Source organism: Pseudomonas sp. 91RF, from assembly GCF_003576265.1.
In the GTDB taxonomy this organism is placed as follows: domain Bacteria; phylum Pseudomonadota; class Gammaproteobacteria; order Pseudomonadales; family Pseudomonadaceae; genus Aquipseudomonas; species Aquipseudomonas kribbensis.
Genome location: NZ_QWFC01000019.1, coordinates 193,386 through 205,808 on the forward strand (window position 1 = coordinate 193,386; position 12,423 = coordinate 205,808).

The 12,423-nt window shown below is 59.9% G+C and carries 13 protein-coding genes; 2 read left to right on the forward strand and 11 right to left on the reverse strand.

The genetic code is table 11. The annotated features are described in order from the left end of the window. Nucleotides 1-23: 23 nt before the first annotated feature. Nucleotides 24-623 (reverse strand): short chain dehydrogenase, encoded by a 600-nt coding sequence (locus tag DXT77_RS07995; protein ID WP_085712951.1) that lies wholly within the window; start codon nucleotides 621-623, stop codon nucleotides 24-26. A 103-nt stretch (nucleotides 624-726) separates the two neighbouring features. Between DXT77_RS07995 and DXT77_RS08000 the strand changes: the two genes are divergently transcribed. Further along, nucleotides 727-1,641: a LysR family transcriptional regulator gene (locus tag DXT77_RS08000; RefSeq protein ID WP_119427244.1), complete on the forward strand. Its 915-nt coding sequence runs from the start codon at nucleotides 727-729 to the stop codon at nucleotides 1,639-1,641. Here the strand turns inward: DXT77_RS08000 and DXT77_RS08005 are convergent. From DXT77_RS08005 to DXT77_RS08050, 9 genes are all read right to left on the reverse strand, one after another. Further along, a complete protein-coding gene (locus DXT77_RS08005) occupies nucleotides 1,632-2,105 on the reverse strand; it encodes a DoxX family protein (RefSeq protein WP_119427245.1) in 474 nt (157 codons plus the stop codon). The two genes, DXT77_RS08000 and DXT77_RS08005, sit on opposite strands and share 10 nt — an antisense overlap. Continuing rightward, nucleotides 2,102-2,860, reverse strand: coding sequence for a DUF2063 domain-containing protein (locus tag DXT77_RS08010; RefSeq protein WP_119427246.1), 759 nt, complete (start codon nucleotides 2,858-2,860; stop codon nucleotides 2,102-2,104). The genes DXT77_RS08005 and DXT77_RS08010 overlap by 4 nt, the downstream gene beginning before the upstream one ends. After that, nucleotides 2,857-3,744, reverse strand: a complete 888-nt coding sequence (locus DXT77_RS08015; protein ID WP_119427283.1) for a DUF692 domain-containing protein — start codon at nucleotides 3,742-3,744, stop codon at nucleotides 2,857-2,859. The genes DXT77_RS08010 and DXT77_RS08015 overlap by 4 nt, the downstream gene beginning before the upstream one ends. A 25-nt stretch (nucleotides 3,745-3,769) precedes the next feature. Next, entirely contained in the window at nucleotides 3,770-4,078 is a 309-nt protein-coding gene (locus tag DXT77_RS08020; RefSeq protein WP_085712955.1) for a DUF2282 domain-containing protein, read from the reverse strand. A 158-nt stretch (nucleotides 4,079-4,236) separates the two neighbouring features. After that, entirely contained in the window at nucleotides 4,237-4,938 is a 702-nt protein-coding gene (locus DXT77_RS08025; RefSeq protein ID WP_003222380.1) for an ABC transporter ATP-binding protein, read from the reverse strand. Next, a complete protein-coding gene (livG, locus tag DXT77_RS08030) occupies nucleotides 4,939-5,706 on the reverse strand; it encodes a high-affinity branched-chain amino acid ABC transporter ATP-binding protein LivG (protein ID WP_007959160.1) in 768 nt (255 codons plus the stop codon). After that, nucleotides 5,703-6,959 (reverse strand): high-affinity branched-chain amino acid ABC transporter permease LivM, encoded by a 1,257-nt coding sequence (locus DXT77_RS08035; RefSeq protein ID WP_119427247.1) that lies wholly within the window; start codon nucleotides 6,957-6,959, stop codon nucleotides 5,703-5,705. The genes livG and DXT77_RS08035 overlap by 4 nt, the downstream gene beginning before the upstream one ends. Continuing rightward, on the reverse strand, nucleotides 6,956-7,879 hold the full coding sequence (gene livH, locus DXT77_RS08040) for a high-affinity branched-chain amino acid ABC transporter permease LivH (protein WP_119427248.1): 924 nt from the start codon (nucleotides 7,877-7,879) through the stop codon (nucleotides 6,956-6,958). The genes DXT77_RS08035 and livH overlap by 4 nt, the downstream gene beginning before the upstream one ends. Nucleotides 7,880-8,110: 231 nt before the next feature. Beyond that, entirely contained in the window at nucleotides 8,111-9,238 is a 1,128-nt protein-coding gene (locus DXT77_RS08050; protein WP_119427249.1) for a branched-chain amino acid ABC transporter substrate-binding protein, read from the reverse strand. Between the two features lie 352 nt (nucleotides 9,239-9,590). Here DXT77_RS08050 and DXT77_RS08060 point away from each other — a divergent pair, with 352 nt between their 5' ends. Continuing rightward, nucleotides 9,591-9,896 (forward strand): DUF2288 domain-containing protein, encoded by a 306-nt coding sequence (locus DXT77_RS08060; RefSeq protein WP_119427250.1) that lies wholly within the window; start codon nucleotides 9,591-9,593, stop codon nucleotides 9,894-9,896. A gap of 294 nt (nucleotides 9,897-10,190) precedes the next feature. Here DXT77_RS08060 and DXT77_RS08065 read toward each other — a convergent pair whose 3' ends face one another. Continuing rightward, nucleotides 10,191-12,392, reverse strand: a complete 2,202-nt coding sequence (locus DXT77_RS08065) for a hypothetical protein (RefSeq protein WP_119427251.1) — start codon at nucleotides 12,390-12,392, stop codon at nucleotides 10,191-10,193. Between the last annotated feature and the right edge of the window lie 31 nt (nucleotides 12,393-12,423).

The window sequence follows — 12,423 nt, forward strand, 5'->3', positions numbered from 1 at the left end:
CCAGCGCCGCATGCCGAGGCTTTTCAGCCCACGTGAAATGTCTGACCTGTCTGCAGACCTTCGACACTTTTGGCGTAGGCCAACGCCACATCCGCCGCTGGAACCGGCTTGTAGCCGCGGAAGTACGGGGCATAGCTGCCCATGGCTTCCACCAGCACGGTCGGGCTGATCGAGTTCACGCGCAGGCCCCGTGGCAGTTCGATGGCGGCGGCACGGACGAAGCTGTCCAGCGCACCGTTGACCAGTGCCGCCGAAGCACCGCTGCGGATCGGGTCGTGGCTGAGCACCCCGGTGGTGAAGGTGAACGATGCGCCGTCGTTGGCGAATTCTCGGCCGATCAGCAGCAGATTGACCTGGCCCATCAGCTTGTCTTTCAGCCCGAGGGCGAAGCTGTCTTCGTTCATGTCGCCCAGCGGGGCGAAGGTTACGTTGCCGGCGGCGCAGACCAGGGCGTCGAACTTGCCGGTCTTTTCGAACAGCTTGCGGATCGACGCGCTGTCGCTGATATCCACCTGGAAATCGCCGCTGCTGCGGCCGATACGAATGACTTCGTGACGCTGCGACAGCTCTTTGTCCACGGCCGAACCGATGGTGCCGCCGGCGCCGATCAACAGAATTTTCATCGTGCTTGCCTCAAGTGATTGAACGAGCTTTCAGTCTAGAGTGGTTTTTTCTGCTGATAAGCGCGCTAATGGGCAACCTTTGGTTTTCAAACGGAAACAATCCATGAGCGAGATGGATGATCTGGCGGCGTTCGCGGTATTGATCGAGGCCGGCAGTTTTACCCTGGCGGCGCAGCAACTGGGGTGCAGCAAAGGACAACTGTCCAAGCGCATCAGTCAGCTGGAAGCACAGTTTTCCGTGGTGCTGCTGCAACGCACCACTCGTCGGCTCAGCCTGACGGCGGCCGGTGCGGCGCTGTTGCCCCAGGCTCAGGCGCTTGTCGTCCAGGTGGAAAGGGCGCGTCAGGCATTGGCGCGTTTGAAGGACGACATGGCAGGCCCGGTGCGGATGACGGTGCCGGTGTCGCTGGGGGAAACCTTCTTCGATGGTCTGGTGCTGGAGTTTTCGCAGAAATACCCCGAAGTGCAGATCGAGCTGGAGCTGAACAACAGCTACCGCGATCTCTCCCGCGATGGCTTTGATCTGGCGATCCGCACCGACGTCGCCAACGACGAGCGTCTGGTGGCCAAGCCTTTGCTGGCCTGGCAGGAAATGACCTGCGCCAGTCCGGCCTACCTCGAACGTTTCGGCGAACCGCTGACACCACAGGCGCTGGCCGAACATCGTTGCTTGCTCAATAGTCACTACGGCGGTCGCGAAGAGTGGCTCTATCACCAGCAGCACGAGCTGTTGCGGGTGCGGGTGTCGGGGCCGTTCGCCAGCAATCACTACAGCCTGCTGAAAAAAGCCGCACTCGCTGGCGCCGGCATCGCTCGCCTGCCGTCCTATCTGCTGCAGACGGAATTGGCTGACGGTCGATTGCGCTGGCTCCTGCGGGATTTTCAGACCCGGCGCATGCCGATGTACCTGGTGCATCCGTATCAGGGCGGGCTGCCGAAGCGCACTCAAGTGCTGGCGGATTACCTGATCGACTGGTTCAAGCGCAGCGGCGAGGCCCTGGACCGGCTTCAGCGGTAACGTCGTGCGATGAGATGATCGATCGACAGTTTTCCCGGGCCTGTGGTGATCAGGTACAGCAACACTGCCGCCCAGGTGCCGTGGGTCGGGTAGGCGTCGGGGTACACGAACAGCTCGATGACCAACGTCATGCCCAGCAATGCCAGCGCCGAAAACCGAGTGGCGAAACCGACGAGGATCAGGACCGGGAAAAAATGCTCGGCAAATGCCGCCATGTGCGCGGCGATTTCCGGTGACAGCAGCGGCACGTGGTATTCGCTCTGGAACAGCGGAATCGTCGAGTCGGCCAGACGTGGCCAGCCGACCTGAAAGGTGCCGTCGATCAGGTCGATGGCCAGGCCCTCGACCTTGGTCTGCCCGGATTTCCAGAACACCGCCGCAATGGAAAAACGCGCGATGAACGCGATCAGGCTGTGCGGGATTTTTTCCAGTAGCGCGATGGCGCGGGCAATGAGGCTGTTCATGGCGAAACCTTGTGATGTAAGTGAGTGATGGCCTGGCGGCTGATCAACAGGGCCAGGGTCTGGCTGAGATCGAAGGCTTCTGCGGATTCCAGCGCCTGGGTGAGTGACAGGCCGGCCTTGAGCTGGCCGATGAACTCGCTGGCGCCGGGATCCACGGCGAACACCTCGACCTCCAGGCCATTGCGCAGGACCAGCGCGTGTTGGGCCTGATTCAGATCGATCCCGGCCAGCGTTGCGTCGTGCTGGTGCGCGGCCCAGATATCCACCACGGGAAAGACTGAGTCGAGTACGTGCAGCGAAGGATGCAGGTCGATTTGCAAGCGACTCAGGCCTTCCTGATCCGCGAAGGCCGCAGCGATCTGGTCCTGGCTGAGTGGCGCGATATCGGCGGCGTGATAGGCCTGCGTGCGCAGGCGTTCCAGTCGCGCGACGTCGGCCAGATAAGGCACGCTCGACGCCGGCTCGAATCCGTTGATGAAGTCCGCCAGATCACTCCCGTAGTCGCTCATCAACGGACTGTGTGGTCGCTGGTTTTGAATGAAAATTCCGGCCATGGCGCGGAAGAACTCCTCTTCCACCAACTGCCTCACCACGGGATAACTGTCGGCCAGTGCATTGCTCAACGAGCCTTGCACGTTGTTGCGGTACACCGCGAATCGGCTGGCCGGATCGGCCCCGTTGGCGCTGCACAATCCGTCGGGGCAGGGCAGGCTGATGTCGAGAAGTGCTGCGCTGAAAGTCGCTTGGGTGCTCATGGCCGACCTCCTGCGCAAAGCAGAAGCGCGTCGGCCTGTTGCGCCTCGGCCATCAGCACGCCGAAGGCCGGCACCTGATTGTCCCGCTCGATCAACGTGGCCACCGGGCCGACGCGCTCCAGCGCCTGTCGGTACAGCGACCAGACGGCCTGATCGATCGGTGCGCCATGATCGTCGATCAACAGGCGATCGCCGAGGCTATCGGAATCTTCGGCAAACCCCGCCAGATGGATCTCGCCAACGGCGTGCAGCGGCAGTGCGTCAAGGTAGGTCAGGGGATCGCGTTGATGGTTGATGCACGAGACGTAGACGTTGTTCACGTCCAGCAACAGACCGCAGCCGCTGCGCCGGATGACTTCACGGATGAAATCCGCTTCGTCGATCGTCGAGCGCTCGAACGCCAGATAGGTTGCCGGGTTTTCCAGCAGCATCGGGCGCTTGAGGGTGTTCTGCACTTGGTCGATGTGATCGCAGACGCGATTCAGCGTCGGCGTGTCGTAAGCGAGCGGCAGCAAGTCATTGAGAAACACCGGGCCGTGAGTCGACCAGGCCAGGTGTTCGGAAAAGGAGTGGGGTTGATAACGCTCGATCAGCGCGCTCAGGCGTTTGAGGTGTTGCACATCCAGCGGGCCTTCGGCACCGATGGACAGACCGACGCCATGCAGCGACAGCGGATACGCTTCACGAATCAAACCCAGAAAATGATGAAACGGGCCACCGGCCACCATGTAGTTTTCGGCGTGGACTTCGAAGAAACCGATGTCCGGTAAAGAACCGAGCACTTCACGGAAGTGCCCGGTCTTGAGCCCCAGCCCGGCACGGGGCGGGAGCCCGGTGAGGGCTGCCCGAGTGCGGGGGGAGGCATGGTCGCAGGAAGTGATCATGATCGACACTCGGGCAGCCTCCGGATCAGGACTTGGCCTTGAAGGCTTCCATCTGACCGAAACCGGTCGGCGAAGTCTTGCTTTCGGTGGTGGTGCAGGTGCCTTTCGGTACGAACTTCCAGGAGTTGGCCTGGTAATCCATTTTCGCCGTGCCTGCGCAGGTGGTGCCGGCGCCGGCGGCGCAGTCGTTATGACCTTTCATGGCCACGCCGAAGCATTTTTCCATGTTGCTGTTGTCGGCCGCCTGGACGGTCGAAACGGCGGCCATGCTCAGGGCGGAACCAAGGGCCAGAACCAGGGCGGTAGCGGACAGGGTGCGGGTGGTAGCAGTCATGATGTTTCTCCGGTTTCAACTTGGGTTGGAACAAGCGATGTGCGCTTGCTTACCCCACTAGAGAAACGACCTGGCGATGCGTTACAGCGATCGACAAAATATTTTTCAAAGCGCAAAAAAAAACGGCCCGAAGGCCGTTTTTTGTTTGAAGCGATCGATCAACCGCCGAGGTACGCCTCGCGCACTTTCGGGTCGGTCAGCAGCGCTTCACCGGTGCCTTGCATCACCACCCGGCCGTTCTCCAGAACGTACGCACGGTCAGCGATTTTCAGCGCCTGGTTGGCGTTCTGTTCGACCAGGAACACCGTCACTCCGTCTTTGCGCAGCTGTTCGATGATGTCGAAGATCTGCTGGATGATGATCGGTGCCAGGCCCAGCGAAGGCTCGTCGAGCAGCAGCAGTTTCGGCTTGCTCATCAGCGCCCGGCCGATGGCGAGCATTTGCTGTTCACCGCCGGACATGGTGCCTCCGCGCTGGTTGAAGCGTTCTTTCAGGCGCGGGAAAAGTCCGAGAACCTTGTCCATCTGTTCCTGATAGTCGCCCTTGTCGGTGAAGAAGCCGCCCATGGACAGGTTTTCTTCGACGGTCAGACGGGCAAACACCCGACGACCTTCCGGCACCACGGCGATGCTCTTGCGCATGATCTGCGACGAGTCCTGGCCGACCAGTTCCTCACCCATGTAACGGATGCTGCCGCTGTGGGCCTGCGGCGAACCGCAGAGCGTCATCAGCAGGGTGGACTTGCCGGCACCGTTGGCGCCGATCAGCGTCACGATCTCGCCCTGTCGGACTTCGACGTTGACGCTGTGCAGGGCCTGGATCTTGCCGTAGAAGGTGGAAACGTTTTCGAACTGCAGCATTTACGCTTCCCCCAGGTAGGCTTTGATCACTTCAGGATTGTCGCGGATCTGTTCCGGCGTGCCGTCGGCCAGAGGCGTGCCCTGGTTGATCACGACGATGTGGTCGGAAATGCTCATGACCAGTTTCATGTCGTGTTCGATCAGCAGCACGGTCACGTTGTGCTCTTCACGCAGCACGCTGATCAGCGCCTTGAGGTCTTCGGTTTCCTTCGGGTTCAGGCCGGCGGCCGGTTCGTCGAGCATGAGAATCCGCGGACGGGTCATCATGCAGCGGGCGATTTCCAGACGACGCTGCTGACCGTAGGCCAGGGTGCCGGCAGGGCGGTTGGCGAACTCTTTCAGGTTGACCTTTTCCAGCCAGTACTCGGCGAACTCCATGGCCTCGCGCTCGCTCTTGCGAAACGCCGGGGTCTTGAACAGGCCGGACAGGAAGTTGGTGTTCAGGTGACGGTGCTGGGCGATCAACAGGTTCTCGACTGCCGTCATGTCCTTGAACAACCGCACGTTCTGGAAGGTGCGCACCACGCCTTTGAGGGCGATCTTGTGGCCCGGCAGGCCGTGGATCGGCTCGCCGTCCAGCAGGATGCTGCCGCCCGATGGCTGGTAGAAACCGGTCAGGCAGTTGAACACGGTGGTCTTGCCGGCGCCGTTCGGCCCGATCAGTGCCACCACCTGTTTTTCCTTCACGGTCAGGGCCACGCCGTTGACCGCCAGCAGGCCGCCGAAGCGCATGCTCAGATTTTCGACTTTCAGGATCTCGCGGCTCATTTTCGCAACTCCATGTGTGGGCGTTGCATCGGCAGCAGACCTTGTGGACGCCAGATCATCATCAACACCATCAGGGCACCGAACATCAACATGCGGTACTCGCTGAACTCACGCATCATTTCCGGCAGCAGGATCATCACCACGGCCGCGAGAATCACGCCCAGCTGCGAGCCCATGCCACCCAGCACCACGATGGCGAGGATGATGGCGGACTCGATGAAGGTGAACGATTCCGGCGTCACCAGACCCTGACGGGCGGCGAAAAAGCTGCCGGCGAAACCGGCGAAGCTCGCGCCCAGGGTGAACGCCGAGAGCTTGATCACGGTCGGGTTGAGACCCAGCGCACGGCAGGCGATCTCATCTTCACGCAGCGCTTCCCACGCACGACCGATCGGCATGCGCAGCAGGCGGTTGATGATGAACAGCGCCGCCAGCGCCAGCAACAGGGCAACCAGGTAGAGGAAGATCACCTTGTTGATCGAGTTGTATTCCAGGCCGAAATACTCGTGGAAGGTTTGCAGGCCTTCCGCCGCCTTGCGTTCGAAGGTCAGGCCGAAGAACGTCGGTTTCTCGATGTTGCTGATGCCGTTCGGGCCGCCGGTGATATCGGTCAGGTTACGCAGGAACAGGCGGATGATTTCCCCGAAACCGAGGGTCACGATCGCCAGGTAGTCGCCGCGCAGACGCAACACCGGGAAGCCGAGCAGGAAGCCGAACGTGGCCGCCATCAGGCCGGCAATCGGCAGACAGATCCAGAAGCTCAGGCCGTAGTAGTGCGACAGCAGCGCGTAGCTGTAGGCGCCGACGGCGTAGAAACCGACGTAACCCAGGTCGAGCAGACCGGCCAGACCAACCACGATGTTCAGGCCCAGGCCGAGCATCACGTAGATCAGGATCAGCGTCGCGATGTCCACCGCGCCACGGGAGCCGAAGAACGGCCAGACCAGCGCACCGATGATCAGCGCAATGATGAAGTAGCGCTGGGTGGTCGGCAGGGTCAGGAAGTTGCTGGCCTTGGCCGGGATCAGCGGCAGACCCGGCGACGAACGCCACGCCTTGCTGATCTGCTGGTTGAACAGCACCCGCAGGAACATCAGCACCGAGCAGATGGCGATGGTCGCCAGAATGGCCGGGCTGGTGTTGTGCACTTCCAGGTTGATGCCGACGATGGTCAGTTTCAGACCCAGTACCGGATAGGCCACGGCCCAGACCAGCAAGGCGCTGAACAGCGCCTGTTTAAGATTCCTGTTCATACTTTCTCAACCTCCGGACGGCCCAGAATGCCGGTCGGACGGAACAACAGCACCAGAACCAACAAGCCGAAAGCCACCACGTCCTTGTACTGGTCGCCGAAGATATCGGCGCCAAAGGCTTCCGCCACCCCGAGCACCAGCCCGCCGAGCATCGCGCCGGGGATGCTGCCGATCCCGCCCAGTACTGCGGCGGTAAAGGCCTTGAGGCCGACGAGGAAACCGGCGTTCGGGTTGATCACGCCGTATTGCATGCTCAGCAGCACGGCCGCGACGGCCGCCAGCGCAGCACCGATGACGAAGGTCAGGGCGATGATATTGTTGGTGTTAATGCCCAGCAGGTTGGCCATCTTGATGTCTTCGGCGCAGGCGCGGCAGGCGCGGCCCAGGCGAGAGCGGGAGATGAACAGCGTGAGGCCGAGCATGGCGATCAGGGTCACGACGAACACCACGATCTGCATGTAGGAAATCAGCACTTCATGTGCACCACCTGGCCCGAAGGCAATGTTGCCCGGAATCAGGTTGGGAATGGCTTTGTCCTTGGAGTCTTGCGCCAGCAGAACCGTGTTCTGCAGGAAGATCGACATACCGATGGCGGAAATCAGCGGGATCAGACGGTTGCTGCCGCGCAACGGGCGGTAGGCAATGCGTTCGATGCTGTATCCGTAGGAACTGGTGACGACGATGCTGGCGATGAACGCCACGGTCATCAACAGTGGCACGCTTTCGAGTCCCATCATGGTCAGCCCGGCGATGGCGATGAACGCCACGTAGGAACCGATCATGTACACCTCGCCGTGGGCGAAGTTGATCATTCCAATGATGCCGTAGACCATCGTGTAGCCGATGGCGATCAGGGCATACATGCTGCCAACGTTCAAGCCGTTAACCAGCTGTTGGAAGAAGTGATAGATGTCAGGCATTACAGCGCTCCTAAAAACCTGATACGCATTTCACTGGTGGAGTCATTTTCCCGCCCGGTCCCGTGGATCTTCATCCACTTCGAATCCGGGTTTTGCCAGCGAACCGCTGATGACGGTTTTGAGATTTTCAGGTGGGGAGACTGGCGGATCACGCCAGCGCGGCCCAATACATTCGTAAAACAAAGCCCACGGCACGCCGTGGGCTTTATTGGCAGTCAGTCAGGCAGCGCCTTACTGAGGCGACACTTCGGTTTTAGGTTTGCCGTTGTGCCACTCGTAAACCACGAACTTGAAGTCCTTCAGGTCGCCCTTGGCGTCGTAGCTCAGGTCGCCGGTCGGGGTCTTGAAGGTGCCGGCGTGGATGGCTTCAGCCACTTTGGCAGGGTCTTCGGACTTGGCAGCGGTGATGCCTTGGGCAATCAGCTCAACCGCCGAGTAGGCCGGGAACACGAACGGACCGCTCGGGTCTTCCTTCTTGGCCTTGAATGCATCGGCCAGGGCCACGTTGGCCGGATCCTGGTCGAAGGATTTCGGCAGGGTCACCAGCAGGCCTTCGGACGCGTCCTTGGCGATCTGGGTGATCGAGTCGTTACCCACGCCTTCCGGACCCATGAATTTGGCTTTCAGGCCTTTTTCCTGGGCTTGACGCAGGATCAGGCCCAACTCCGGGTGGTAGCCGCCGTAGTAGACGAAGTCGACGTTGGCTTGCTTGAGCTTGGCGATGATCGCGGAGAAGTCTTTGTCGCCGGCGTTGACGCCTTCGAACACGGCGACTTTCACGCCGTCTTTTTCGAGAGTGGATTTGACGGCGGTGGCGATGCCTTCACCGTACTGCTGCTTGTCGTGCAGTACGCCGACGACTTTCGGTTTGACGAACTTGGCGATGTAGTTACCGGCTGCAGGGCCTTGGGCGCTGTCCAGGCCGATGGTGCGGAAGACCATTTTGTAACCACGATTGGTGATGTCCGGGCTGGTGGCAGCCGGGGTGATCATGATCACGCCTTCGTCTTCGTAGATGTCCGAAGCAGGCTGAGTGGAGCTGGAGCACAGGTGACCGACCACGAACTTGACGCCGTCGTTGACGACCTTGTTCGCCACCGCTACCGCTTGTTTCGGATCGCAGGCGTCATCGTATTCAACGGCTTCAAGCTTCTTGCCGTCGACACCGCCTTTGGCGTTGATCTGTTCGATGGCCATTTTGGCGCCACTGAACTGCATGTCGCCGTACTGGGCTACCGGGCCGGTTTTAGGGCCGGCGATACCGATCTTGATGGTGTCAGCTGCGAACGAATGGCTGGCAACCCCGGCCAGTACCATAGCGGCAAACAGTTTGGAAATCTGCTTAGTAGCCTTAGTCATAGTGCTCCACTCTTACTGTTGTATTTTTTTAGAGTCCTGACGCCGTAGCAGCAGAACCGGGCTGGATATCTTCGCGATACCTTCCGGAAATGCCCCCGGCAACTGTACCGGTACAGTGTAGAGCGCCGGTTGTTGGCCTGGGAAGCTGGCGCCCAGGGGCAAATTCTGGAGATGTCGCTTTAATGAAAGAAAAAGACAGAATTGCGGCGGGGCTTTCAGAGGGCTTATGCCCCAATCGTCAGCATTCCTTGGCTTTCCTGCGCTTTTCGTTCGGTACAGCCTTTTGCTACCGGGTTTTTCTGCCGGACCACCGACGTTATCATTCGCGCCGATTTCTTTTCCGGACAGTCCCATGAATCAAGAACCTAGCACCCTCTATGCCAAGCTGCTTGGTGAAACCGCATCCATTACCTGGAAAGAGCTGGAGCGCTTCTACGCCCAGGGTGCCCTATTGTGGGTCGACGGCGACCTGGATTTGATCGCCGTGGCCGAGGCCGTGGCATCGGATCAGGGCGAGAAAGTCGCTGCCTGGCTGGCCGAAGACAAGGTCGCCAAGCTGTCTGAAACGCGGGCGCTGGATATTTTCGAACGTGATCCCGAGATGTGGGCGGTGGTGGTGCGGCCGTGGATTCTGGTCCAGGAAAGGGCGTCGGCCTGAGGGGTTGCACCTCGTTGGTGCGCATGATGGCCGAGGAAAAGTGTGTAGCCGAGTAGCGTGATGGCACGTTGCCGTAGAGAAATGCCACAAGCGCGGGTGGCATAACGGTGACGTAAACGTAACGGGCACAGTTTAGTAAGCAGCCTAACGGCTGCTTAATTGTTTCGGGATGTTGGAAAGGCTGAATAAATCGGGGAATTCGAGGGCCTCATCGCGAGCAGGCTCGCTCCCACAGGGAAACGCATTCCAATGTGGGAGCGAGCCTGCTCGCGATGGGGTCGCCTCGGTCCGGTGTCAGACCGAGTAAGTCTTGCCGGTGTGATTGTTGAGCGAAATGACCTTGGTCTTGCCGATCCGGTGGCGATAGATCTCGCGCAGGTATTTGATCGACTTCTTCACACAATCGCGCGACAGACGAATGTCGTTGATCGAGACAAACTTCTCTTTGTCGTTGATCAGCTCGCGGTACTTCTTCTCGTACATCGGTTTGATCGCGTACCAGTTGGTATCGAGGATCTTCGCCGGGTTCTCGAATTCGTTGAGCAGGTCATCGATACGTTCTTCGTCGAATTCTTCATTGATGATGAAGTCGAGGATCGAGTTGTCGAGGGTCTCGTCGAAACGGTACGGATTCTTCGCAAAGCAACGCTTGATGAACGCCACGATCAGGGTCAGAAAGTCGTCCGACAGGCAAGGGCTCTTGGCGATCAGGGTGGTCAGCGACAGGTTGGCCGAAGCACCGATCACCAGCGCGTAGCGCTTGAGCGTGGTGTTGGGGAACAGGCTGTTGAGGTGGGTCTTCAACCGGTTCAGGTCCATGTACGACAGCTTGTAGTCTTTCGGCAGCGAAACGATCGAGACCACCGACGAGCAGTTCTTGAAGAAGTGCAGGTCATACAGCGCGGCGGCGTCGTAGCCGGAATTCTTGTACTGCTCCAGCGAGGCGCGATAACGCTTGGATTCGATCGGCAGCAGGCTGATGCCTTCGATGGCCTGGGTCACCTTGTTGAAGTGCGGCAGGTCGATCGAGCGGAAGAACAGGTCGTCGATGTTCAGGCGCTGTGGCTCTTTGTCGAACACCTTGAACTTGTCGCTGCTCGGTGGCGGCGTTTCCGGCACCACGGATTCGGCGTAGGCAATGGCGACCGGGCCGGCCAGACTCATGAACAGGTCGTTGGCGTCCAGGCGAATGGTCTCGCCGATGTCGATACCGGCGCGACGGAAATAGTTCTGGTCGTAGTCGGTCGTAACCGCCTGGGCCGTCAGAATGTTGAAGATCTGCTGCGAGATGTATTGGTTAGCGTGCTTCTCCATCGCATTGACATCAATGTTCTGGATGTTGCCGTCATCGCTCTCTTCGGCGTAACGCATGATGTCGTTGGAGATCAGCATCATCGCGTTCCATGGGCGGATACGGCCCATGACGCTGGCTTCGCTGCTGTCTTCGTTGGCGAAGTTGTACGAGAAATCCCATTCTTCCGACAGGTATTTGCACAGCAGGCGACCGGCGTTGATGTGCAGCGCCTCGGACATTTCGCTGCGGTGGTCGGAAATGTTCGGCAGCACGCAGATGCCGCTGGTGAAGATCGGCTCGAACACGAACGAATGACCGCTCTTGCCGTCATGTTCGTCCATCGGCTTGGTGTCGAACGTCTTGTTCATGTACGAGTGCTGCTGGGCCAGGCCGAATTCCGAGGCCATGCCCGAACCGGTACCGCCGCCGGCACTGAAGATCGAGAAATACAGGCGCGACTGGTTGGCCTTGATGCCGCAGCTGTCGATCAGGTACGAGTGGATCATTTTCCAGTCGGGGCTGGAGAAGCGCTGGGTGTCCTTGTTGAGGATGATCTTCGCCAGGTACTGGCCGAGGATCGGCGCGTTACCGGCGCCACCGGCGTGGACTTCGGACAAGTCCATGATCTTCATTTTGCTGTAGTCGCGCAGGAAACCGCTTTTCTCGCCCTTGCGCGAGAAACGGATGCGTCCGGCAATGTCTTTATCCAGGTCGCCGAGCATTACCAGCGGCTCGACCAGGAACACTGGTTTGGTCGACTTGTTCGGGCCGATCCGCAGGTTCTGCTTGATCCACTGGGCCGGGCTGTAGCCTTTGTCGGAGGCCAGGCGACGGTCAGCCACGCGGTCTTCGTTGTTGAATTCGTTGAGGTAGAACTTGCGCGCGTTGTACACCAGCTCCGCCACGTCGAGGGCGATGTTGGAGCCGCAGCGACCGAGGCCGATCAGGCACACCGACGGGAATTCCTGGTCGTTGTGCTGCTCGTTGTCACCTTCCAGGTGCGGCGGGCGCGGGAACACCAGGTCACGCAGGCCGTCGAGGTTGTCGAGGATGCGGTCAGTGTTGGTTTCGGTGAAGTACAGGTATTGCTGGGTGCCCAGAGGGCGCGAAGGAGGCAATGGCTTCATCGGGGCAGGGCTGTTCGCCGCAGGGCTCAGGGTCAGATCGGATACCGCAGTGGCCGGATTGTTTTTAGAAGTCATTGTGCGCCATTTACCTGGACTGGTTGGCTCG